Genomic DNA, 25,159 nt, shown 5'->3' with positions numbered 1-25,159 from the left:
GCAGGCGCGCGCTGCCAGGGCCGACGGCCGGCAGCGCGTGGCGCTTTACGGTTTCTGAAGCAGGAACATTTTTTCACTGCCTGGCGCCACGCGCATGCGCAGCACCTCCGATCCCACGCTCACATGCCCCAGGTTGGCGCGCCAGGCGATCGCCGGCGCCGGCCCCGCTGGTGCCGCGGTATCGATCAGCAGCACCTTCCCCGCGAATTTTTGCGCCATCGTCAGCACCTGGTGGCGCGCCGCCGCATAGCCGTCCTGGCGGCTCTCGCCCGGTCCCAGCATGGCCAGCAGCCCCGGCTTGTCGCTGTGCGCCTTCATGTCGCCTTCGGTAAACAGCACCACCGCGTCGAGCTTTTTGCGGTTGGCGATGCCGAACAGGCGCTTGAGCCAGAAGCGGTTGGCCACGGCGCGGTCCTCGAACTCGCTGTTGCGGCCCGCCTCGGGACGGTAGTGATTATTATCCGAGGGCAGATTCATGGTCGCATACAGCACGCTCCCCATCACCCAGTGCGCGTTCTCGGCATAGCTGCGGAACTGCGAGGTAGCCGACAGGCGCGTCAAGGGCAGCTTGCGCTTGCCGAGCGAATCGGCGTCGGGATAAAACAGTTCGCGCATGCGGTTCAGGCGGTCCACCGCCAGCTGGCTGCCGGCGCCATTGGTGCAGCCGCTCCAGTCGCTGGCGGCGGGGGCCACGATCATGGGCCGGCGCGCCTGCGCGAACAGGTCGCGCCGCTGCGTGTACAACTCGTCGCTGCACGGCTCGCGCTCGCCCTTGATGCCGGTGGCGACCACGAAGGCGACCGCGCCATCGTCGCTGGCGGCGATGGCTTGTTCGAGCTGGGCGTCGCCGCCGCCATCGGTGAAGCGGTGGCCGATGATGGCGAACTGGTAGGGCGCCGGGCCCTTGACGGGCGCCGTGCGCGCCTGCGCGGCGCCGGCGTCGGCGCGCACCGCCAGCAGGGCCGCGCACAGGAGCGCGGCAAGTGGCGCGCCGCGCATCATGGCGCGGCCAGGCGCTTGAGCTGATACAGCTGCTCGAGCGCTTCGCGCGGGGTCAGGGCGTCGGGATCGATGGCGGCCAGCGCGTCGCGTAGTGCCTCGTGCAGTGCATCGTTGCTTGCGTCGTGGGGGCCTGGCGGCGTGGTGGCGTCGTCGTCCGGCTCCACGCACGGCAGCGCGAACAGGTCCAGCTGCGGCGTGCTGTCGAGCGCCTGCGATTCGAGCCGCGCCAGGTGCTTGCGGGCGGCCTTGATCACCGCCTGCGGCACGCCGGCCAGCTGCGCCACCTGCAAGCCGTAGCTTTGCGACGCCGGTCCGGGCTGCACCGCGTGCAGGAACACGATGCTGTCCTTGTGCTCGACCGCCGACAGGTGCACGTTGGCCGCGCTCGGGTGGCTTTCGGGCAGCTGGGTCAGTTCGAAATAGTGGGTGGCGAACAGGGTGAAGCTGCGGCTCGCGTCGATCAGGTGGCGCGCGATGGCCCAGGCCAGCGCCAGGCCGTCGAAGGTCGAGGTGCCGCGCCCCACTTCATCCATCAGCACCAGCGACTGCGCGGTGGCGCCGTTGAGAATGGCCGCCGATTCGGTCATCTCCACCATGAAGGTCGAACGCCCGCCGGCCAGGTCGTCGGTGGCGCCGATGCGGGTGAAGATGCGGTCGATCGGGCCGATCGTCGCGCTGGTGGCCGGCACGTAGCTGCCGATATAGGCCAGCAGGGTGATCAAGGCCACCTGGCGCATGAAGGTCGATTTACCGCCCATGTTCGGACCCGTGATCAGGAGCAGGCGGCGTTCGTCGTTGAACTTGCAGTCGTTGGCGATGAAGCGCTCGATCTGTTTTTCCACCACCGGATGGCGGCCTTCGCAGATCACCAGGCAGGGCTCGCCCACCAGTTGCGGCGCGCACCAGTTGTGCTGCAGCGCGTGGGTGGTCAAGGCGGTCAGGGTGTCGAGCTGCGCCAGCCCTTGCGAAATGGTTTGCAGGGTGCCGATGTGCGGCGCCAGGTCGGCCAGCAACTGGTCGTACAGGATTTTTTCGCGCACCAGCGCCTTGTCTTGCGCCGACAGGGCCTTGTCCTCGAATACCTTCAGTTCCGGCGTGATGTAGCGCTCGGCGTTTTTCAGGGTCTGGCGGCGGCGGTAATCGTCCGGCACCTTGTCGGTCTGGCCGTGCGTGACCTCGATGTAGAAGCCGTGCACCTTGTTGTACTCGACCCGCAGGTTGGCGATGCCGGTGCGGGCGCGCTCGCGCGTTTCCAGGTCGACCAGGAACTGGCCGGCGTTCTCGGACAGGCCGCGCAGTTCGTCGAGTTCCGCATCGAAGCCGCGCGCGAACACGCCGCCGTCGCGCACCATGGCCGCCGGTTCCGGGGCGACCGCGCGCTCTAACAGGTCGAGGGAGATGGCGGGGGTGGCCAGCGCAGCGTGGATGGTGGCCAGCAGGCTTTCTTCGCCTTCCGTGAACGCATGCTGCACCGAGCGGCGCAGGGCCGGCAACTGGCGCAGGCCGTCGCGCAGGCTGGCCAGGTCGCGCGGGCGCGCGGAGAGCAGCGCGATGCGGGTGGTGATGCGTTCGATGTCCGGCACCTCGGCCAGGGTGGCCGACAAGGCGCCGGCGGCATCGCTCTGGGCCAGCGCGGCAATGGCCGCATGGCGCGCGCGCGCCACGTTCTGGTCGCGCCGCGCATGGTGCAGCCAGTGGCGCAGCAGGCGCGAACCCATCGCCGTGCGGCAGTGGTCGAGCAGGGAGAACAGGGTGGGCGACTCCTGGCCGCGGATGGTTTCGGTCAGTTCCAGGTTGCGCCGGGTGGCGGCATCGAGGCCGATGAATTCGTTCTCGGTTTCGGTCGACAGGCTGCGCACATGCTGCAAGCCGCGGCCCTGGGTCGACTGGGCATAACGCAGCAGCGCGCCGGCCGCGCCGAACGCGGCGCCCAGGCCATCGGCGCCAAAACCGGTGAGGGTGGCCACGCCCAACTGGTCGAGCAGGGCCTTGTGGCCGCCGACGACATCGAAGTGCCAGTCTGGCACGCGCTGGGTGTGGGCCGTGCCATCGTCGTCGAACAGCTCGGCGCCATCGCCGCGCAAAATTTCGGCAGGGGCGATGCGTTCGAGTTCCTGGCGCAGGCGCAGGCCGACGGTGCGGCTGTCGCCCGAGAATTCCATCAGTTTCAGGCCGCCGCTGGCCAGGGACAGCCACGCCAGTCCCGTGGTGACGACCTTGCGCTGGCTGATCATGCACACGGCCAGTAGGGGACGTTCGGCCTTTTCGGGCAGCAGGTCGGCATCGGTCAGGGTGCCGGGGGTGACCACCCGCATGACCTTGCGTTCGACTGGGCCCTTGCTGGTGGCCGGGTCGCCGATCTGTTCGCAGATGGCGCACGACTCGCCCAGCTTGACCAGCTTGGCCAGGTAAGGGTCGAGCGAGTGGAAGGGGATGCCGCACATCTTGATCGGGTTGCCGTTCGAGGCGCCGCGCGCGGTCAGGGTGATGCCGAGAATGCGCGCGGCTTTTTCGGCGTCGTCGTGGAACAACTCATAGAAGTCGCCCATGCGGTAAAAGACCAGCATGGTCGGGTAGTCGGCCTTGATGCGTAAATATTGCTGCATCATTGGCGTGTGTTTTTCCGTCGGGCCGTTCTTGATGGCGGCGGCGTTGATCTCTGAAGGGGTGGTGGTCATCGTTACTTTCAATCCGGTGCGGGCGCGGCGTTTGCTCGGCCGCGTCGTGAGGCCGCCATTTTACCGCCTCGGCACGCGGAGGAGGCAAAGCGATCGACCGTGCAGCCGATGAGCGCCCGGCGCCATGTCTCATTGCATGTTCCTGCCGCGACAGATCGGCTTGGCGCCAGTGATTCCTTCTACTCGAGTAATAGTATTGAAATTTAATACTTGCGGTTATAAAAACACGACAGGGAAAAAATAATAATATAAATATAAGGTTAAGTGTCCCGCACAGTGTTTACAATGCTATTTAGCAATTTTTAGTTGGTTTATGAAACGGATTGATTGTCAACAGTCGGCCTCCCGCGCCTTCCCTCATCCGCCTTCCAGACGAGCCGCAGAGGGCGTCGTCCGGTTCTTCCACAGCAGGTTTTTTGTTCAATATGAAACACACCGGTGTCACCAAAGCATCATTTTTCTGGGTTGTACAGAGCCTATGTGCTCTCCACAGAAAACCTTACTCCCCTGAAATAGCCCAGCAACAATTGGCCGCGCCACACTCGATTGCTTCCCTGACGAATGCCATTGTGTCATTCGGGTTCAAGGCTAGTGTGGCCTCCGTCAAGCCGGCAAAGCTGCACGGGGAGTCGTTCCCGCTGCTTGCATTTTTGCGCGATGGCGATGAAACGGATGGCGCGGGGCCTGAGGCCAGCTGCGTTGCCGCCCTCATCCTGCAGGCGGACCGTGGCAATGTCCTGATTGTTGAACCCCACGATAGCGCACCCCGTACCGTTCCCCTGGCCGAGTTTGCCGAGCGTTTTCTGGGGAAAGTCATGCGCGTGACACCTGACAACGTGGATGCCGGCGACCCCGACAGCGAAGAACTGGCGCGCCAGTCGCGCCGTTTCGGCTTCAGCTGGTTTGTCCCGGAGTTACTGAAACACAAAAAACTGTGGCAGGAAGTGTTGCTTGCCTCATTAGTGATCCAGCTGATCGCGCTGGCCACGCCGCTGTTTACGCAAGCGATCATCGACAAGGTCGTGGTGCACCACAGCCAGAGCACCTTGATTGTCATTGCCATCGGCATGGCCGTGTTCATGCTGTTTTCGGCGGCGCTGTCGTGGATGCGCCAGTATTTGGTGCTGCATACCGGTAACCGGGTCGATGCCGCCCTGGGCGCCTCCGTATTCGGGCGCCTGTTCAAGCTGCCGCCGATGTATTTCCAGCACCGGCCCACCGGTGTCATTGCCGCGCGCCTGCATGGCGTTGAAACGATCCGCGAATTTATTTCCAGCGCGGCCGTGACCCTGGTGCTGGACTTGCCCTTCCTGCTGATCTTTGTGGCGATCATGTTTTACTACAGCGTGACCCTGACCCTGGTGGTGCTGGCGATCCTGGCGGTCATCGTTGTGCTGAGTATGGTCGTTGCCCCGATCTTCCAGGCGCGCCTGCAAGAACAGTTCCTGCTGGGGGCGCGCAACCAGGCCTTCCTGACCGAGTACATCGGCGGCCTGGAAACGGTCAAGTCCTTGCAGATGGAACCGCAGCTCGACGCACGCTACAGCAATTACCTGGGCAGCTATCTCGACGCCAGCCTGGCGACCAAACAACTGGCGAATGGCTACAACTCCTTGTCGAACCTGCTTGAACAACTGATGAGCCTTCTCATCCTGGGTGTGGGCGCGTACACGGTGATGAACAGCAGCGACTTTACGATTGGCATGCTGGTCGCGTTCCAGATGTTTTCCGGCCGCCTGTCGCAACCGATGCTGCGCCTGGTCGGACTGTGGCAGCAGTTCCAGCAGGCCAGCCTGTCGGTCGACCGCCTGGGCGACCTGATGAATGCGCCGGTGGAACCGTATTCCCTGGTTCCCGCACGCGCCAATGCGCGCGCCGGCAAGATCGAGATCGATACGGTCGCCTTCAAGTACGCCGAGCACTTGCCGCTGGTGTATCAAAACCTGTCGCTGACGGTGCAACCAGGGCAGACCATCGGCATCATGGGCGCCTCCGGCTGCGGCAAGAGCACCCTGGCCAAGCTGCTGCAAGGTTTTTATCAGCCCAGCGCCGGGCGCATCCTGGTCGACGGCGTGGATATCCGCTATCTGTCGGCCAATGAGCTGCGCAGCCATTTCGGGGTCGTGCCGCAGGAAACGGTGCTGTTTTCAGGAACCATCTTCGAGAACCTGCAGATGGCCAGTCCGGATGCCAGTTTCGAGCAGGTCACGGCGGCTTGCCAGATGGCGGAAATCCATAACGCGATCGAAGCGTTGCCCAAGGGTTACCAGACCGAGATTGGCGAGCGCGGGGCCGGCCTGTCCGGCGGGCAGAAGCAGCGCATCGCGATTGCGCGTGCCTTGCTCAAGCGCCCGAGCATTCTGGTTTTCGACGAAGCGACCAGTGCGCTCGACCAGTCCACCGCAGAACAATTCGCCCACACCATCAACGCCCTGCGCGGCAAGGTGACGATGCTGTTCATTACGCACGGCTTGCCCAAAGGGTTGCAGCTCGACGCAGTCTACCGCCTCGGTCCGAACGGAGCGCAGCGCATCACCCTGGCGCCGGTTCCCGCTTCGCTCGGCAACCCTGAGCGCCCGCAAGCCGAATCGCCCGCTACCGCCGCATAAATAAAGATGACTACCATGAGCCCGAATCAAACATCCGCCGCCGCGGCACCACCCCTGGCCGGCCCTTCCGGGGCCACGGTCATTCCGCTGCGCCCACCCAAGCGCTGGCACGATCCCCTGAGCCGCATCGAGCGGCAGGGCCCGAGCACGGCAGGCCGCATAGTGCTGCGTGCGGTGTCGGTACTGGTGCTGGTCATGATCGTGTGGGCTGCCTTCGGCAAGCTTGACGTCATCGCCAGCGCCGACGGCAAGCTGGCGCCGCAGACCCTGGTGAAGATCGTGCAGCCATCCGAGGCGGGTGTGGTCAAGGAACTGCTGGTGCATGAAGGCGACACGGTCAAGGCCGGACAGGTTCTGGCGCGCCTGGATGCGACCATCGCCAGTGCCGACAAGACCGGGGTCAGCAGTGACCTTGGTATCCAGCGGATGCAGGTGCGCCGCATCGAGGCTGAACTGTCCGGCAAACCGATGCTGGCGCGGGCCGCGGATGACGCGCTGCTGTTCGCGCAGGTGGAGCGCCAGTACCAGGCGCGTCGTGGCGCATTCAACGATAGCCTGGAGCAGGAGAAGGCGCTGCTGCAGAAAATGGAGTTTGAAAAGAAGAGTGCTGGCGAAACGCTGGCCAAGCTGGAGCAGACCTTGCCCACGTACCAGGCGGCCGCAAAGAGCTTGGCCGAGCTGTCGCAGGAGGGCTATGTGCCGCTGCGCCAGAGTGCCGACAAGGAGCGCGAGGCCGTTGAAAAGGCCAGGGACCTCGATGCACAACGTTCGACCGTGGCTGCGTTGAATTCGGCGATGGCGGCGCAACGTCAGAAACTCAGCCAACTGCACAGCACGTACAAAAGCGATCTGGAGCGCGAACTGGCGGAGATTCGCGCCAAGCTGGGCCAGTTGCAGCCGAGCCTGGACAAGAGCAGCTATCGCGAAGGACAGATGGTGTTGCGGGCGCCGCAGGATGGCGTGATCAAGGATCTGGCGACGACCACCACCGGCGCGGTGGTGCAGCCGGGCGCGGTTGTGCTGACTTTGGTGCCGAAAGATGAGCTGTTGTTTGCGGATGTGAATATCAAGAACGAGGACGTGGGTTTTGTCGCGGTGGGGCAGAGGGCCAAGGTGAAGCTAGCGGCTTATCCGTTTCAGCGGCATGGCATGTTGAGCGGGACGGTGATTCACATCAGCGCCGATGCCAGCGAACCGCCACGGCCGGAAGCAGGGAGAGAGGGGAGTAATGGACAGGCGAGCGGCAGCGCAAGTTACAAGGCGCGGATCCGCCTGGATCAGCAAGCGCTGAAAGACCCGCAAGGCAAGCGTCTTCATATCACGCCTGGGATGCAGGTGGTGGTCGAGATCAATCAGGGGCAACGGACAGTGTTGGAGTACCTGCTGTCGCCGGTGCAGAAAGCGGTTTCTGAAGCGGCGCGCGAGCGATGAGTGACGGGAAAGCTGCTACTCGCAACGTCGAACCGAAATCGAGGGGTGAGGAATAAAGAAGCAAATCGTTCTGTAAGAGGTTTCACGTCACAGCTATTTTATTTTTATTATTTTATATTTCTGTAGTGGTGCGCTTGAGAAATATTTATGGTAGGGTTTAGGTTGAAAATTAAATATCTATACCAAAAAATGGTGGTGACAGGTTCTCAGAAAATTGCAAAATCTTTTGTTAAATAATGAAGAGGTTCGCAATCTAGCGAGTTGGGTTCAACTGATGTTTTTGGAGGATAAATATGAAAATTAGTAACGATAAAATGTCCGTGTCGAGATTAAAAAAATGTTTTATTGGCGTGATAATCGTATCGATGACCTCGATGTTGGCAGGATGTTACCTTCCGAAAGCGATTGATGATTTTAGCGTGATGGGCAATGATACTTTATCTGACTTGGTGCGAAATTCTTATGGAGATGGAAATTTGACGCCCGGATATAGTTCTGGTGTAAGTGGAGTAGGTCGGATCAGTAAATCAAAAATTGAATTTTTGGCAAGTAATTTATTTGCAAAGCAAGAGCGAAATAAAATTGAGGCGACGTTTGTAAAAATGGTGGTCATTGTGTTGAAGGCGTCGTACCAAGAGATGCAGTATGTAGTTTTGTCAGAAAGTGGAAATTAAAAATACTGGCGCTCCATTTGATACTTCAAACTGGTCCGACCCAGCATTAAAAGTCAACATTAAATTCAGATTTGATGAGCATGATCGAATGCAGGATTTATTCTTGGAAATTATTAATGTAACGGCATATGAAAAAAAATTAGAGGGTGGGAAATGGATAAATTTTCGAAGCACACTCATTCAGTCTGGGATTGCCAAGGTCTCCGGTAAGGCATGACTTCTGGGCTTTAAAAGGCCCTTCTCGATCAGTTATTGCGGAATTCCATGGAAAAAATCAAGGATAAAGATTCTTAGCCAGAAATCTCCAGATTAACGCGGGAGGGAGGCCGCTGATCTTCCGGGAGGTGTCAGCTGAAAAGATTTCGCACGTTTTTTTGCCGAATTCAAAGTTATTAACTAATCCGGGAAATATAAATATACGAATATGTATGATATTTTCATCAATGCGATTTTGGCTAATGCTTCTTATGCGGATGATTTGGTAGATCGGTGCCGAAGGGATGTCGTTAAAATTTTTGCTGGAAGAGCGAATGGCCCGGTTCTGGCCGAGTTTATTTCAAAGGAATTCAGCGTCATCAGTCATAAGGAATCGGGCGATATCGTGGGGAGTGGCTTCGACGCCACGACGTGGAAGCAAAAGTCTACGAATAAAATATATATTTCCTTCCAAGGCACGTTCGGCGTTAAAGGTATCGCGGCAGATCAAAACGGGCAAGCGTCGAATTATCGAGTATTTTTTGGCGCTGGTGCAGGGCGCGACTCGGGAAGGCTTGTGTGAACGTTAATCATTGCGCGGTGGACTCAGTCCTCGGGGCGATTGCATTTGCGGCAGATGTTGGTTTGAAAATGCGTAGCAACTTGCAGAAATTTAAAAGGATGATGTAGTTATGGGATTATATTATCTGGCATTGCTGTTGATCTGGTTCGGTGTGCTCTGGTGGGTGGTGAAGGGTCTCACATGGCGGCTCGATCATCGGTACAAGAGGTTGATTTCGCTGATTGTCATTGTCATTGTCTATCCGCTGCCGCTCGCTGATGAAATTATTGGCGCGATACAGTTCAGCAAATTATGCGAGCACCAGGTGATCTATAAGGATCCGGACATGGAGAAAAAAAGAGGTGCGCGTCTCATATTTGATCCTCATGAAAAGAGGCAAATTGAAGGAAAGGCGCTGCCCATGACGAGCGAACTTTGGGAATTCGTTAACGAAAGCGATAAATCAGTGATGCTTAGCTATGTCGTATTCAATACGGGCCAGGCAGGAGACGCGTTTGACTCGACATGCCCAGCTCAACGAGGGAGAAGCCCGTTGATCTTTAGCGGAGTGTGCTACCCGAAAGAAGATAAAAATCTTTACATTTATTACAAAATTGTAAATTAAGAAAGTCAAAAAATGAATATACACGATACTTTCATCAATGCGATTTTGGCTGATGCAACAACGTTATAAATTAAAATGGGGTAATATTTATGAGTGCGAATGATATTTTTGTTAATGCGATCTTGGCTGATGCAACATATGTAAATGGTTTGGCGGCTGAGATGACAGGAGAGTGCCTAAAGAAGGTGCTGCAGGATCGAATGAAACCAGAAAGGATGATGTAGTTATGGGATTAGTCTATTTTATATTGATGGTGATCTGGTTCGGTGTACTCTGGTGGGTGGCGAAAGGTATCACATGGTTGGTCGATTTTCGGTATAAGAGGTTGATTGCGACGATTGTCATTGTCGTTGGCTACCCGCTTCCGATCGCCGATGAAATTATCGGAGCAGTACAGTTCAGCAGATTATGCAAGCATCAGATGATCTATAAGGATCCGGAGATGGCGAAAAAAAAAGGGGCGCGTCTTATATATGTGCATCATGAAAGAAAGCGCATTGACGGAGTGGCGCTTGCCATGACAAGCCAACTTTGGGAGTTCGTCTACGAAAGCGATAAATCACTGATGCTTAGCTATGTCGTATTCAGAACCGGCCAGGGACGTTTGACTAGATATGTCCAGATCAACGAGGGAAGCAGCCCGTTGATTTTTAGCGGAGTGTGCTCCCCCAAAGAAGAAGAAAATCTTTTCCTTGATTACAAAATTATTAATTAGCTAGGGCAATAGAAAATGAATATGCACGATATTTTCATCAATGCGATTTTGTCCGATGCAGCTTATGCAAAGGATTTGAAAGATGGTCTGGAAGGGTTCGCGTTAAAGGAAAAGTTGCTGAATAGAATGACCCCAATCTTGGCCGAGCTAATCGGAAACGATTTCAAAATCATCAGTCATATGGAATCCAACGACATTAGCGGGAGCGGCTTCGATGCCACGATGTGGAGGCAAAAGTCGACGAATAAAGTCTATATTTCCTTCCAAGGCACGTTCGGCCTCAAAGATATCGCGGCAGATGTTGGGTTGGCAATAAGTGGCGCGGCCCGCAAGCAGGTGCTTGATATGGTCAACTGGTGGCTTCGTGAAACAGGAAAGGGTGACGACGCATCGGTACGGCAGATTGCACTCTGGGCTCCACCGCCGAACCCCGGAACGATCTCCCCTTCGGATCCAAAGCCTGGCACTTTCGTCAACGGGTCCAATGGCGTGGGTACCGGTACGATCACTGCACAAGACATTGCCAATGGTGTTGAAGTGAATGGCCACAGTCTGGGCGGATATCTGGCGTCCGCTTTTGGACGCCTGTTCAACGTGCAAGTACCGACTATGCACGCGACAACCTTCAATGGCGCAGGGTTTTCGTTTCGCAGCGATGAAGCGTTCAAACAGCTGGAATCATTGCTCGGGCCGGGATTTGGGTCGGGAAAAAATCCCAGCCTGATGGAACAGGACAATTTTTATGCGGAAAACGGCATCAATTTTACCACTAATGATTGGTGGTTTGATCAAAGCGGATTCCGCCAAACGTTATTTAACGAAGAGTCGGCCAATCCCGTCGACAATCACTCCATGTACAAACTCACCGATACGATGAGCTTGGCTGATGTCATGGCGCGGCTCGACAAAACGTTCGATATGAAAGACTTGAACGCGCTGTTGAAGACAAGTTCGAACCGGGCCGAAAGCAGTCTGGAAAATGTGCTCGATGCATTGCGTAAAATTCTGATCAACGAAAAAGCTATGCCGACGATGGTGGGGGATGTGTCCGATAGCGCTCCGAGCCGGCAGATGTATCACGCAAATCTGTTGCTCTTGAAAGTGGCACTTGATTCCGGTCTCTCTCCCGCACCGCTGGCGCAGTTAAACGGCAAAGTCAACATCACCGTTCCGACAAGCTCGGTTCCTGCCCGGAGCGACGAGCTCCATTATCTGCCGTATCTGCTTGCGCTGAAGTACCTGTTGCCGATTCAGGTTACGCCGGATAATCTGGATGCGCTGGCTATCATCGCCGCGAAGCATGTAGAACTAACAGGAAAAATTGCCAGCGATCAGTCGGATTTTGAGCAGAACGAGCGCTTGGGCGCATTGAATTTCAGCGACTTGTATCTTTCCAGCAGGTCCTTGATGCTGAAAATGATGATTGAGAGGAATAAGTCCGACGTGACCGGGATTGCGCCCTACCCGAATCTGATGTTCTACGATACCGTCACCGATACCACCTTGCGCTCCGGAAGTCCCGATTCCGGCGACGCGGGACGACGCCAGATCCTGTTTGGCGGTGAATACGGCAACGTGCTGACAGGCGGCGACAAGTACGACGAGATCTACGGCGACGACGGCGACGATACGCTCGGCGGCGGCGGCGGCAACGATTACATCGAGGGCGGGGCCGGCGACGACAAGCTTGACGGCGGTACAGGCAGCGACTGGCTGCGCGGCGGCAGTGGCCGCGATACCTACAGCTTTGGCGCCGCGTTTGGGAACGACACCATCGTCGACAGTGACGGTGTGGGAAAAATCGAAATCGCCGGTAGCGTGATTACGGATGGAAAAGGCGTCGGCAAGCGCAACCAATGGGTCGCCCAATTGGCCTCCGGCGAGTACGTTGGCATGGCGGTGTACGACGCCTCGTCCAGTGTCACGGGCAAGCGCATGATCATGACCAAGGGACTCGACAGCAGCAACGCGGTCACGATCGACAATTTCGACCTGGCGAAGGCATTGAGCAGCGAGGGATATCTTGGTATCAAGCTCGAGAGCCAGTCGAAAGTCGCCCTGAAAATCGGGCCGGGGAAAAACGTGTATAACGAACCCGGCTTTGTCGAATCGAGCCTGGCGGCGCAGCTGGCGACCATCAGCGAAGGCGGCGCCGCCACCTTCACCATGTCCTTGAGCGCGGCAGCCGGCGCGCACGAGACGGTCACGCTGTCGCTGTCCGGCGTCAGCGGAAAACTGATGGTGATGGTTGACGGTGCCCTGGTCGCCGCCGAAGGCGCCGTCATCGCGCTCAGCGAAGGTCAGACCGAAGTCGTTTTCGCGCTGGTCCAGCGCGGTGATTTTGAAGGCGATGTGCCGGGAACGCTGAAGGCCAGCCACAACGGCCCGGGCGGCGTCGCGAGCACCAATACCATTGCGCTCAGTCTGAAAGACACCGGAAAGTCCACCTTTACCATTATCGGAGATCAGCACGCTCCTGCGGGAAAGACCAGTGCCGACTTGTATAACTGGTCCGCAGTGACATTCCTGGCCGATGGCACCCTGGTCGGTGGCGTCGCCGAGGCAAATTTTTCCGACGTTCTAATGGGGGGAGGCGTCAAAAACAAGATTTTTGGCCTGGGAGGCAACGATCTGATCGATGGCGGCGAAGGCGACGATATGATCGATGGCGGTGACGGAGACGACATGATCGCCGGCAGTCAGGGCAACGATCACATCCTCGGCGGCAAAGGCAATGACTATATCAGCAGCGCTTCGCCTTCCAATGGACAGCGGCGTCTGTCTCCGGACCAGATGTGGACCCCCCCCGCTGGCAAGACAGCCATCGCCGCCGGCGCGGCCTGGGGTGTCTACGATAGTGGAAAAGGCAGCAATATATGGGATGGTGTGGATTCATCTTACTATGCAGACAATGATTTTGTTGACGGTGGCGAGGGCGACGACCGTATCATCGGAAGTCACGGTGATGACCAACTCCTCGGTGGAGCCGGAAGTGACGTGCTCTGGGGCTTGTCGGGCAACGACGATATTGAGGGCGGCGGCGACGACGACCATCTCTTCGGGGATGGATATCATGCAGACCCGCAACTGCTGATTTACCAGGCACCTGAGCACCATGGTGCCGACTTCCTGGACGGCGGCGCTGGCAACGATCGCTTGGTCGGCCAGGGATCGAGCGACGTGCTGTACGGCGGTATCGGCAATGACGTTCTGTTTGGCGACACCGGAGGCGGCCCGACGAGCGACCCGGACTACATTCCTTTCCAGTACCAGGGCAACGACTATCTCGACGGCGAAGAGGGCGATGATTGGCTGTACGGCGAAGGCAAGGACGATACCTTGTATGGTGGCGCGGGCAAGGATACGCTGTGGGGCGACATGTCGGCCTCTACCCTCTCGCCCGGTGACGATGCCTTGTATTGGGGGCGCGACGTGCTCGATGGCGGAGCCGGCGACGATATCCTGGTCGGTGGCGGCAAGGATGACCAGTTGTATGGCGGCACCGGCAACGACAAGCTGTGGGGTGACGAGAACATCAAGAGTTTCAACCAAGAATTTAGCGGCAACGACTTTCTCGACGGCGGCGACGGCGACGACCAGCTGGTCGGCGGCGGCGGCGGCGACCGCCTGCTCGGCGGCGCGGGCAATGATCGCCTGATCGGCGATGACGATGAATTCGTTCCCGCAGCCTTCCAGGGAGACGACTATCTCGATGGCGGCGCCGGCGACGATATGCTCGCCGCGGGCCTTGGTAACGATACGTTGTTTGGCGGCGCAGGCAATGACACGCTCAACGGCGGCGGCGGCGCCGACTACATGGTTGGCGGCGCCGGCAACGACATCTACGTCATCGACAGCGATGGCGATATCATTGTCGAGGAGGGGCGCCAGAAGGCCGGCGCCGGCACCGGTGCGCGCGGAGCGACGCTGCCGGCGCCCGGCGACGCCCGCGCCGACGAGCCGGGCACCAACGATGTCGAAGCAAGCATCAGCTATACCCTTGGCGCGCACCTCGACGCCATCAGGCTGACGGGAATCAATGCGATCGATGCCACCGGCAACAGCGCCAGCAATGGGCTGTTCGGCAATGGCGCAGCCAATGTTCTCACCGGTGCGGCAGGCGACGATTACCTGGTCGGCGGCGGCGGCAACGACGTCTATGTATTCGACCGCGGCGATGGCAAGGATACGATCGAGAACACCGATGTCTTGTCCGACAGCGCCGATCCCGCGCGTGCGCCGGCCGTCGACATCCTGCGCTTCGGCGCCAATGTGTCCGAGCGCGATATCGTCGCTTACCGTGATGGCGATATCCTGTCGCTGCGGATCAGCGGTTCGAGCGAACAGGTCAATATCCTCGACTACTTCGCGGCGAACAAGGTCGACGGCACGGTCACATCCGACCGCAAGCTCGATCGCATCGAATTCGCGAACGGCGTTGTCTGGAACCCGGCAAAGATCGACGCCATCCTGCTGCGCCAGGCGAATAACCAAGCCCCGGTTGCCGGTCCTGGCGTCCCATTTCTTAGCGCGCGCGCTGGCGACCCGTTCAGCTACACGCTCGCTGCGGCCAATCTGACCGATCCGGATGCGGACGACAAGCTCCATTACAGCATCCAGCTGGAGGGCGGCCTGCCGGCGCCTGCCTGGGTCAAATTTGACGCTGCGACCCGTACGGTGTCCGGCGTGCCCGACGACGCCAGCGTCGGCAAGTTAGTGCTGATCGTCGTAGCGATGGACAATTATGGCGCCGGTGCCGGTATCGGCATTGCTATGAATATCGGCGCAGCCAATCGTAAGCCCGTATTGAACGCTGTCCCGGTCGATGCGAAGGCGTCGCGCGGCACGCCGTTGACCTACAACGTTCCCGCTAATGTATTCACGGATCCCGACGGTGATGCGCTGACCTACAAGGTGACCTTGGAAAAAGGCGGCAGCCTGCCATCCTGGTTGAGCTTTAATCCCAAGACGGGCGTACTGAGCGGTACACCGAGCACGCTCGAACACCTGGTGCTTGCCATCACCGCCACCGACGTGCATGGCCTGAGCGCCCAGACCTTGATGAAACTCGATGTCGACAATCGGGCGCCAACGTTCGGCGCCTGGACGCAGGTGCCAGGTGGTGCCGCCAACGATGTGTGGCAGTTTACGGTGCCGCAGGGGAGTTTCACCGACAGCGACCGGGGCGATACCCTGTCCTACGCCGCCACGTCGCCCGATGGCAGCGCGCTGCCGGCATGGCTCACATTCGATGCCGCCACCCGCACGTTTTCCGGCCGCCCGCCGGCAGTGGGAAAGTACGATGTGCTGGTCAAGGCAAGCGACATCAACGGCGCAAGCGTATCTGCTGTGCTTCCGATCACCATCGACCCGAATCAGGTCTACTCCGGCACCGATGCGGCCGATGTGAAAGAGGGCGGCTGGGGCCACGATAGCCTCAAGGGTCTGGGCGGCAATGACACCTTGCTCGGCTCCTTCGGCAACGACCGCCTCGATGGCGGCGCCGGTAACGATTTGCTCAAGGGTGGCGGCGGTGCCGATACTTATGTCTTCGGCAAGGGCTACGGCAACGACACCATCGACAACCAAGACTTGCCATTGCAGGCTGGCATCGACACCATCGAGTTCCTGCCTGGCGTTGCGGTGGGCGACGTCAAGCCGACCCGCGCCGACAACGACCTTATACTGAGCCTGCCTGCCAGCGGCGACAGCTTGCGCGTGCTGAACTACTTCAAGGCCGACGAGCTTGCGCTGTCGCAGGTCGAGTTCATCAAGTTCGCCGATGGTACAAGCTGGACTTTGGCCCAGATTCTTCCATTCTTGCTGGTGGGCTCCGCCGGTAACGACAAGCTGTACGGGTCCGACACCAACGACATGCTCGACGGCGGGGCCGGCAACGACCGGCTCGACGCTGGCGCGGGCAACGATACCCTGGCCGGCGGCACCGGCAGCGATGACCTTATCGGCGGTACCGGTGCGGACACCTACCGCTTCAACAAGGGCGACGGCAAGGATACGATCTCCGATGTCAGTCCGGTCGTCACTGTGCCGGATGTGGACCGGCTGGAATTCGGTGCCGGTCTGATGCCGGCCGATGTCGAGGCCGTGCGCGATGGCGCCACCTTGCGCCTCAATTTCGGCAACAGTGGTGACGCGGTCACCATCTGGAGCTATTTCAGCACGAGGACCGACCTGAATCTGGCGGTCGAGCAGATCGCCTTTGCCGACGGCACCTTGTGGACCACGCCCATGGTCTTGCAGCAGGTACTCAAGGGCACCGACCTGGACGACAAGCTGGAAGGCACTGCGGGCAACGATGTCATCAGCGGCCGCAAGGGCCAGGATAGCTTGCTCGGCCTGCAGGGCAATGACACCCTGTCCGGCGGAGCAGGCAATGACACGCTCGATGGCGGCGTTGGCGACGATGTGCTCGACGGCGGCGCCGGGCGCGACCGCATGGTGGGCGGCGCCGGCAACGATATCTTCAAGTTCGGCCACGGTGACGGTCCGGATGTGATCGTCACCGGCGACACGGCGCCCGGAAAGATCGACACCATCCGCTTCGCAGACGACGTGCTGGCCAGCGATGTGCTCGTCGAGCGCTGGAAAGACAGGCTGGTGCTCATCATCAGCAGCTCTGGCGATACCTTGTTCGTTGAAGATTATTTCCGGGAAGTGAATGGAGTACGCACCGGAAAGATCGAACAGGTGCAATTTGCCGACGGCAGCAGCTGGAATACGGCTGCCGTCGACCAGATGGCGGTTCCACACTCCAACACGCAACCGTATATAAGGCAGACGGGGGGCGATTTTTACGGTAACGTCAACAGTACTTTCAACACGGTGATGCCTCTGGACTGGCATCTGGAAGTCGATGTGGGTGACGCCCTGTCCTACAGCATTGAGGCCTTGCCTGGCTATCCTGCCGTGCCCGCATGGCTGCACTTCGATCCGCTCACCATGAAGATGTGGGGTACGCCCGGCGCGAACGACCAGGGCGTGTCCTCGGTCTACTTTTATGCCACGGATCTTTACGGCGCAAAGGCCGGCATATCAATCAACATCCATGTCGGCGCGGTAAGCGTCGCGCCGACGGTAGCGTCGCCCGTAGCCGATCAGCTCACGTCGCAAGGAACGTCCATCCGGTTCAGCCTCGGTGACGTGTTTGCCGACGCGGATCAGGGCGACGTGGTCGCATACAGCGCCACCTTGAGCACGGGCGCCGTGCTGCCCACATGGTTGACCTTCGATCCGGTTGCGCGTGAGTTCAGCGGCATGTCCGCCGCCGCCGGGACCTTGAGCGTGAAAGTCACCGGAACCGATCTTGGCGGCAAGTCAGCCTCGGATGTCTTCGATATTGTGGTCGCGCCGGACAGCATTATTACTGGCACTGCCGGCAACGATACCTTGAAAGGCGGCGCCGGCAACGACATCGTCAGGGGCCTCGGCGGCAACGATGAACTCGAAAGCGGCTTAGGGCGCGACACCCTGGAAGGCGGCGCCGGCGATGATACCTACCTGATCAACCACGACGACGATACCGTTGTCGAAAACGTGAACGAGGGCATCGATACGGTGCGCACCGCGTTGCCGAAGTACACACTGCCGGCCAATGTCGACAACCTTGTGTTTAACGGCGAGGTGGCAGGAATCCTGACAGGTAATAACCTCAATAATCAACTCAGCGCGGGGGCGGGGGCCCAGACCATCGATGGCGGCGCGGGAGCCGATACCATGGCCGGCGGTGCCGGCGATGACCGCTATGTGGTCGACAGCGTGCTCGATAACATCGTCGAACTGCCTGACGGCGGTAACGATACGATCACGTCAAGCCTGAGTCTTACCTTGCCCGTCAACGTGGAAGCGCTGGAATTGACGGGGACCGAAAACATCGATGCCACCGGCAATGCTGCCAACAATAAAATCCGGGGTAATGCGGGGAATAACCGCCTCGACGGTGCCGGCGGCCGCGACGATTTCTACGGCGGCGATGGCGACGATACCTATGTCGTCGACAGCATCGACGACTGGATTTCAGACGACAGCGGTAACGACACGGTTGAAACAAGCATCAGCTCCCCAAACCTGCTGTCCGGCAGCGTCGAGAACCTGACCTTGACCGGTGCCGCGCTCTCGCGCTTCGGCAATGCGCTCAACAACATCATCAAGGGCAATGCCCTGAATAACACGCTCAATGGCCTGGAAGGCAATGATCAGCTGTTCGGCGCTGGCGGCGACGATACCTTGTCCGGCGGGGCGGGCAATGACGTGTATGTCGTCGAACGTGGCGATGGCAAGGACGTCATCCTCAATGACGATGTGGCCAGCGCGGTCGATACCCTGCGTTTCGGCAAAGACATCGCGGAGGGCGACATCTGGGTGCAGCGCAGCGGCGAAAACCTGCTCCTGCTGCTCCGCGGGACCACGGATCAAGTGACTTTCTCCAAGTACTTCGCCGCCGACGTGACCAAGGACGGCGCCATCGTGAACAACAAGATCGAGCGGGTCGAGTTTGCCGGCGGTGTGGTATGGGACCAGGCAAAAATCCAGAGCCTGGTCGATATCTCCAGCGCCAACAAGGTGCCGGTACGCGGCCCGGTGAGCGTGGCGCCGTTCAAGGCGGAGGTCGGTAAACCGCTGAGCTTCGCCCTGGCAGCCAATACCCTGGTCGACCCGGATCCTTTGGATACCTTCGTCTACAGCGCGTCGTTGGCCAATGACGTGCCATTGCCGGCCTGGCTGAAGTTCGATGTGGCCTCGCGTACCTTCAGCGGCACGCCGACCGTCGCCGATGTGGGCTCGGTTCCCGTCAAGCTGTGGGGGACCGACAACCGTGGCGGGCGAGGCTACATCGACCTGCCGCTGGTGGTCAGCCCGGCCAACCGCACGCCGGTGCTGGCCGCCGCGCTGGCGGACCAGTCCAACGCCTTGGGCACCGCATTCAGTTACGTGGTGCCGGCTGGCGCATTCACCGATCCGGATGCGGGAACGGTGCTCAGTTACAGCGCCACCATGGCCGACGGCACGGCTTTGCCGGCCTGGCTGTCGTTCAATGCCACTACCCGGGCATTTGGCGGCACCCCGCCGGCTGCCGGAACCTTCAGCGTGAAAGTGAGCGCGCGGGATAGCGGCAATCTGAGCGCCAGCGATGTCTTCGATCTCGTCGTCAGCGTGAAAAACCTCACCTTGACCGGGACCGCCGGCGCCGACCAGTTGAACGGTGGTGCGGGTAACGATATCCTCAATGGCCTGGACGGCAACGATAAGCTGAACGGCGGCGGCGGCAACGACACCATGGATGGCGGCCTCGGTACCGACACCATGACCGGCGGCGCGGGCGACGATGTGTACGTGTTCGACCTGGCGGCCGACGTGGCGGTGGAAGCCGCCAACGAAGGCAATGACACGGTCAAGTCGAGTGTGAGCACGGTCCTGGGCAACAACATCGAGGCCCTGACCCTGACCGGCACGGCGCCGCTCAACGCCACCGGCAACGCATTGAACAATGTACTGACCGGTAACTCGGGCGACAACACGCTCGACGGTGGTAGCGGCGCCGATATCCTCAACGGTGGCTCCGGAAACGATCTCTACATCGTGGACAACGTTGGCGATATCGTCAACGAGGGCAATTACGTCGGCGTCGATACCGTGCAGACGGGCTTGAATTACGACTTGGGCCCCTACCTCGACAACCTGACCCTGACCGGTAGCTTGGCGGTCGATGGCAAGGGCAATGCCGGCAACAACGTGATCAAGGGAAATGCTAACAACAACGTGCTCGATGGTGGCAGCGGGGCAGACGCACTCAGCGGCGGCGCCGGGAATGACACCTATATCGTCGACAATGCCAGCGATACCGTGGTCGAACTGGCGAACGAAGGCATCGATACCGTCAAGTCCGGCGTGAGCAGCACCCTGAGCGCGAATATCGAAGCGCTGTTCCTGACGGGCGTGAACGGGATTAGCGGCACCGGTAACGCGCTCAACAACCTGCTCGTCGGCAATGGTGCCAACAATGTGCTGAACGGGGACGCGGGCGACGACCTGCTTCAGGGCGGTGCCGGGCTCGATACGCTCACCGATACCCTCGGCAATAATCTGCTCGATGGTGGCGCCGGCAACGACACACTCACCGCCGGCGTTGGCAGGGAGATGCTGATCGGCGGTGCCGGCAACGATGTGATCCTCACTGGCGACGGGGCCGATATCATCGCTTTCAACCGCGGGGATGGGCAGGATGTGGTCAATGCCAGCACCGGCAAGGACAATACCGTTTCCCTGGGCAAGGGCGTGCTGTACGCGGATTTGCTGTTCAAGAAAACCGCAAACGACCTGGTGCTGGTGACGGGCGCGGCCGAACAGATCACCTTCAAGGACTGGTACGCGGCGCCTGCCAATCGCAGCGTCGCCAATCTGCAGGTGGTGATTGAAGGCGGCAGCGACTATGACGCCGCGTCGGCCAGCAAGCTCAACAACAAGAAAGTCGAGCAGTTCAACTTTGACGGTCTGGCCGGGGCGTTTGATGCTGCCCGCACTGCCAATCCGGCATTGACGAGCTGGGCCCTGTCGTCCTCCTTGCTCAGTTTTTACCTGAGCGGCAGCGACACGGCGGCACTGGGCGGCGACCTTGCCTACCAGTACGCCAGGACCGGCAATCTGTCATCGATGTCGATGCTGCCGGCCGGCGCTTTGTTGTCGAGTCCGGCGTTCGGTGTCACTGCGCAACCATTGCAGGCGGGTTCGGCATTGCGCGACCTGTCGCCACAGCTTGTGTAACTGACTGCTCAGGAGCGGGTCGCGTACCCGCTCCATCATCTCCACAAGCCGCCCGGATCGCACCGGGCGGCTTTTTTTCGATCCGGAAACGAACGCTGACGTCGAACCGCGCCCTCAACTGCGGGGAAACCGGTCAATTCGACCCGCTCGCTGGCCCCTGCCAAACAAAATTCCCAATGACCCTCATTAATACAAACAATGAGGCGCTCGACTCATCTTGTCGTATCATAATAACCAATGAGAGCTTCTCATTCGATAGTTTTTCTTAACCCACAAAATTCACCTACGAGGATACCCATGTCGCTGATCAATACGCAAATTCCGGTTTTCAAAACCCAAGCTTTCCACAACGGTAAATTTGTTGAAGTCTCGAACGAGTCGATGAAGGGCAAGTGGTCGGTCGTCATTTTCATGCCTGCCGCATTCACCTTCAACTGCCCGACCGAAGTCGAAGATGCGGCCCAGAACTACGCCGAATTCCAGAAAGCCAACGCGGAAGTCTACATCGTCACCACCGACACCCACTTCTCGCACAAAGTCTGGCATGAAACCTCGCCTGCCGTCGGCCAGGCCAAGTTCCCGCTGGTTGGCGATCCGACCCACACCCTGACCCGCGCTTTCGGCGTGCACATCGAAGAAGAAGGCCTGGCACTGCGCGGCACCTTCATCATCAATCCGGAAGGCGTCATCAAGACCCTGGAAATCCATGACAACGCCATCGCCCGCGACGTCAAGGAAACCCTGCGCAAGCTCAAGGCTGCCCAGTTCGTCGCCGCCAACCCAGGCCAGGTATGCCCTGCCAAGTGGAACGAAGGCGCCAAGACCCTGACCCCATCCTTGGACCTGGTCGGCAAGATCTAAATCGCAGCAAACAGGAAGGGCGCGGCGCCTTGCGCTGCCTTTCCTGCACCGGGAACCCGCCCGACGGTTCCCGGTTTTAATTCAAGGCACTTTCTTACGGATATGAACATGCTTGACACGACCCTCAAAACCCAGTTGCAAGGCTATTTGCAGAACCTGCGCGCGCCGATTCGTCTCATCGCAACGCTCGATCACAGCGAAAAAAGTGCCGAACTGCGTGAACTGCTGGCCGAGATCAGCAGCCTGTCCGATAAAGTCAGTGTCGACGAGTCGGGCACCGATAGCCGCAAGCCTTCGTTCGTGATCGCCCGCGAAGGCGAAACCCACGGCGTGCGCTTCGCCGCCATTCCGCTCGGCCATGAATTCACCTCCCTGGTGCTCGCCCTGCTGTGGACCGGCGGCCCATCCGCCGAAAGTGGAACCCGAAGTGATCGAGGCCATCAAGGCGCTCGACGAAGCAATCGATTTCGACGTGTATATGTCCCTGTCCTGCCACAATTGCCCGGACGTGGTGCAGGCAGCGACCCTGATGGCGGTCTTCAATCCGAGGATCCGCACCGTGATCATCGATGGCGGCCTGTTCCCATCGGAAGTCGAAACGCGCCAGGTGATGGCGGTCCCGATGGTCTTCAAGAACGACACCATGTTTACCTCCGGTCATATGACCGTGGAAGAACTCGTCGCCAAGCTCGACGTGAATTCGGCTGAACGTGAAGCCAAGAAACTCAATCACAAGTCCGCCTTCGACATGCTGATCGTCGGCGGCGGCCCGGCCGGCGCGGCGGCAGCGGTGTACGCGGCACGCAAAGGCATCCGTGTCGGCGTGGCGGCGGAGCGCTTCGGCGGCCAGGTCAACGACACCATGGCCATCGAGAACTACATCTCGGTGCTGGAAACGGACGGCCCCACATTCGCCGCCGCCCTCGAAGCGCAGGTGCGGCACTATGAAGTCGACATCATGAACCTGCAGCGGGCCGAGCGCATCGTTCCCGCCGCCACCCCGGGCGGCCTGGTCGAGGTGCACATGCAAAACGGCGGCGTGCTCAAGGCCCGCAGCGTGATCGTCTCGACCGGCGCGCGCTGGCGCAACGTCAACGTGCCCGGCGAAGCCGAGTACAAGAAACAAGGGCGTGGCCTACTGCCCGCACTGCGACGGCCCCTTGTTCAAAGGTAAGCGCGTGGCCGTGATTGGCGGCGGCAACTCCGGCGTGGAAGCGGCCATCGACCTGGCCGGCATCGTCCAGCACGTGACCCTGGTCGAGTTCGCCGATTCGCTGAAAGCCGATGCGGTCCTGGTCAACAAGCTCAAGAGCCTGTCGAACGTCACCATCCACGTCAATGCCCAGACCACCGAGATTACCGGTGACGGCCAGAAAGTGAACGGCATGGCTTACAAGGACCGTGCCACCGGAGCCGATCACCACGTGGCGCTGGAAGGCGTGTTCGTGCAGATCGGCCTGGTGCCGAATACCGAATTCCTGAAAGGGACTTTGGAACTGAGCAAGTACGGCGAGATCGTTGTCGATGCCAAATGCCACACCAGCCTGCCGGGTGTGTTTTGCCGCCGGCGACGTGACCACGGTGCCGTACAAGCAGATCGTGGTCGCCGCGGGCGAAGGGTCGAAAGCCGCGCTCAGTGCGTTCGACTACCTGATTCGCCAACCGGTGGTGAGTAATGTTGCCAACGAAGAGGAAGTAGCGCTGGCGGCCTGATCTCAGCAACCCGTCGCTTCGCAAAAAAACCGCCCGGCTGGAAACCGGGCGGTTTTTTTTCGCCCGTGAACTTTGGTTCAGGAAATGCAACCGCCTGCCGCACCGGCTTTTCCGCAATCGGGACGGCGTGTGCGTGCCGCCGTCGCCTGATGTGGCGCAGACGCGCGCGCACTCACCGGCCTATTCTTGAAACGGGCCATGCGCGCGCCACGCCGCACTGCCCGGGCCGGGTTCATGTTCGCCGAACCCATCCGATTTCCGTCAAGGAGTCTTTCATGTCCGTCCCCCGGCATTGCAACAGACTGGTCCTGATTGCCGCCCTCGCGCTGCCGCTGGCAGCCCCGGCGGCGACGCGCTACACCGTCACCACGGTCGGCGTCGCCGGCAGCAGCGCGCGCGACATCAACCTGAGGGTCACGTGCTCGGCGCCTATACCGACAGCAGCGGTACGATGCGCGGCTTCCTCAACACCGGCGCCATGCCGCTGGACCTGGGTTCCTTCGGCGGCGACACCATCCCCAACGCGCTCAATGACGGCGGCATGGTGGTGGGCACCTCGACCAACCGCGCCGGCCAGGAGCGCGCGTTCAGCTACGGCAACGGCAGCATGCGCGATCTCGGCACCTTGGGCGGCACCTACAGTAGCGGTTACGGCGTGAATCATCGGGGCGACATCGTCGGCAGCGCCAGCACCGCCAACCCGGCCGAACAGGACCTGGAGCGGGCATTCCTGATGTCCGGCGGGGTGATGCGCAACATCGGCACCTTGCCCAATGCGACATGAGCCGCGCGCTGGATGTCAACAATACCGGCCAGGTCACCGGGCTGTCCTCGGTCAGCAGCGACAGCGGTCCCGAGCATCCCTACCACGCCTTCCTGTACAGCGGAGAGGTGATGACCGACCTGGGTACCCTGGGCGGGCTGTACAGCACGGGTTACGCGATCAACGACCGCGGCGCCGTCGTGGGCGACGCCGGCAGCAAGGAGGAGTTTCCGTCCGGGCACGCAATCCCGCACGCCTTCCTGTATGTCAACGGTGTGATGAGCGACCTCGCACCCTGGGCGGCAAGGAAGCCGGCAGCATGGCCTTCGACATCAATAACCTGGGCCAGATCGTCGGCGAAGGCAGCAGCGACAGCGTGCAGCGCGCTTTTCTATCCTGAATTTTGCATAAAAAAGGGCAAGAATGCCGTAAGTGATTGATAGAATGGGAGTTATCTAGAAACCTACCCTGTCAACAAAACGCCACCTTGCCCACATGAATTCTACCCCAGAGCAGTCTCCGTTTTTGCATCCATTCCCGCGCACAGCGTCC

Annotated in this window: 13 protein-coding genes and 1 pseudogene; 12 read left to right on the top strand and 2 right to left on the bottom strand. The window is 59.8% G+C overall.

Annotated features, from left to right (window positions below):
* Nucleotides 1-45 precede the first annotated feature (45 nt).
* Both IV454_RS00070 and mutS read right to left on the bottom strand, forming a co-directional pair.
* The gene (locus IV454_RS00070; protein WP_307730202.1) at nucleotides 46-1,002 is read right to left on the bottom strand and encodes a hypothetical protein; all 957 of its coding nucleotides are present in this window, start codon (nucleotides 1,000-1,002) and stop codon (nucleotides 46-48) included.
* On the bottom strand, nucleotides 999-3,680 hold the full coding sequence (gene mutS, locus IV454_RS00065) for a DNA mismatch repair protein MutS (protein WP_206089650.1): 2,682 nt from the start codon (nucleotides 3,678-3,680) through the stop codon (nucleotides 999-1,001). Before mutS ends, IV454_RS00070 begins: the two co-directional genes overlap by 4 nt.
* A gap of 569 nt (nucleotides 3,681-4,249) precedes the next feature.
* On the opposite strand from mutS, the gene IV454_RS00060 reads away from it, so the two are divergent.
* The 12 genes and pseudogenes from IV454_RS00060 (at nucleotide 4,250) to IV454_RS00005 (ending at nucleotide 25,047) form a co-directional block, all read left to right on the top strand.
* The gene (locus IV454_RS00060) at nucleotides 4,250-6,289 is read left to right on the top strand and encodes a peptidase domain-containing ABC transporter (RefSeq protein ID WP_307730201.1); all 2,040 of its coding nucleotides are present in this window, start codon (nucleotides 4,250-4,252) and stop codon (nucleotides 6,287-6,289) included.
* Nucleotides 6,290-6,304: 15 nt separating this feature from the next.
* Nucleotides 6,305-7,720, top strand: a complete 1,416-nt coding sequence (locus tag IV454_RS00055; RefSeq protein ID WP_229521969.1) for an HlyD family type I secretion periplasmic adaptor subunit — start codon at nucleotides 6,305-6,307, stop codon at nucleotides 7,718-7,720.
* A gap of 293 nt (nucleotides 7,721-8,013) precedes the next feature.
* Nucleotides 8,014-8,394: a hypothetical protein gene (locus IV454_RS00050; protein ID WP_206089647.1), complete on the top strand. Its 381-nt coding sequence runs from the start codon at nucleotides 8,014-8,016 to the stop codon at nucleotides 8,392-8,394.
* Nucleotides 8,384-8,611, top strand: a complete 228-nt coding sequence (locus tag IV454_RS00045; RefSeq protein ID WP_206089674.1) for a hypothetical protein — start codon at nucleotides 8,384-8,386, stop codon at nucleotides 8,609-8,611. The genes IV454_RS00050 and IV454_RS00045 overlap by 11 nt, the downstream gene beginning before the upstream one ends.
* 207 nt (nucleotides 8,612-8,818) lie before the next feature.
* Nucleotides 8,819-9,172, top strand: a complete 354-nt coding sequence (locus IV454_RS00040) for a hypothetical protein (protein WP_206089646.1) — start codon at nucleotides 8,819-8,821, stop codon at nucleotides 9,170-9,172.
* Nucleotides 9,173-9,281: 109 nt separating this feature from the next.
* Nucleotides 9,282-9,776, top strand: a complete 495-nt coding sequence (locus IV454_RS00035) for a hypothetical protein (protein WP_206089673.1) — start codon at nucleotides 9,282-9,284, stop codon at nucleotides 9,774-9,776.
* 172 nt (nucleotides 9,777-9,948) lie between these two features.
* Nucleotides 9,949-10,491 carry a hypothetical protein gene (locus IV454_RS00030; RefSeq protein ID WP_206089644.1) on the top strand — a complete coding sequence of 181 codons (543 nt, stop codon included), beginning with the start codon at nucleotides 9,949-9,951 and terminating at the stop codon, nucleotides 10,489-10,491.
* Between the two features lie 1,416 nt (nucleotides 10,492-11,907).
* A complete protein-coding gene (locus tag IV454_RS33260) occupies nucleotides 11,908-21,270 on the top strand; it encodes a putative Ig domain-containing protein (protein WP_206089643.1) in 9,363 nt (3,120 codons plus the stop codon).
* Nucleotides 21,271-21,567: 297 nt separating this feature from the next.
* A complete protein-coding gene (ahpC, locus tag IV454_RS00020) occupies nucleotides 21,568-22,131 on the top strand; it encodes an alkyl hydroperoxide reductase subunit C (RefSeq protein ID WP_054264024.1) in 564 nt (187 codons plus the stop codon).
* A 108-nt stretch (nucleotides 22,132-22,239) separates the two neighbouring features.
* Nucleotides 22,240-23,844, top strand: a pseudogene (gene ahpF, locus IV454_RS00015) (alkyl hydroperoxide reductase subunit F).
* A 418-nt stretch (nucleotides 23,845-24,262) separates the two neighbouring features.
* Nucleotides 24,263-24,628, top strand: coding sequence for a hypothetical protein (locus IV454_RS00010; protein WP_206089672.1), 366 nt, complete (start codon nucleotides 24,263-24,265; stop codon nucleotides 24,626-24,628).
* Complete coding sequence (locus IV454_RS00005) at nucleotides 24,625-25,047, top strand: hypothetical protein (protein ID WP_206089671.1); 423 nt, start codon at nucleotides 24,625-24,627, stop codon at nucleotides 25,045-25,047. Before IV454_RS00010 ends, IV454_RS00005 begins: the two co-directional genes overlap by 4 nt.
* Nucleotides 25,048-25,159: the final 112 nt, after the last annotated feature.

This window comes from Massilia antarctica (assembly GCF_015689335.1).
Classification (GTDB): domain Bacteria; phylum Pseudomonadota; class Gammaproteobacteria; order Burkholderiales; family Burkholderiaceae_D; genus Telluria_A; species Telluria_A antarctica.
The sequence above is the reverse complement of the archived record's forward strand: the minus strand, read 5'-3'. Positions and strand labels throughout refer to the sequence as shown.

Coding starts and splice junctions, on each gene's coding strand:
- IV454_RS00005 (WP_206089671.1), top strand. CDS start 24,625: ATGAGCCGCGCGCTGGATGTCAACAATACCGGCCAGGTCACCGGGCTG.
- IV454_RS00040 (WP_206089646.1), top strand. CDS start 8,819: ATGTATGATATTTTCATCAATGCGATTTTGGCTAATGCTTCTTATGCG.
- mutS (WP_206089650.1), bottom strand. CDS start 3,680: ATGACCACCACCCCTTCAGAGATCAACGCCGCCGCCATCAAGAACGGC.
- IV454_RS00070 (WP_307730202.1), bottom strand. CDS start 1,002: ATGATGCGCGGCGCGCCACTTGCCGCGCTCCTGTGCGCGGCCCTGCTG.
- IV454_RS33260 (WP_206089643.1), top strand. CDS start 11,908: ATGATGATTGAGAGGAATAAGTCCGACGTGACCGGGATTGCGCCCTAC.
- IV454_RS00050 (WP_206089647.1), top strand. CDS start 8,014: ATGAAAATTAGTAACGATAAAATGTCCGTGTCGAGATTAAAAAAATGT.
- IV454_RS00055 (WP_229521969.1), top strand. CDS start 6,305: ATGAGCCCGAATCAAACATCCGCCGCCGCGGCACCACCCCTGGCCGGC.
- IV454_RS00035 (WP_206089673.1), top strand. CDS start 9,282: ATGGGATTATATTATCTGGCATTGCTGTTGATCTGGTTCGGTGTGCTC.
- ahpC (WP_054264024.1), top strand. CDS start 21,568: ATGTCGCTGATCAATACGCAAATTCCGGTTTTCAAAACCCAAGCTTTC.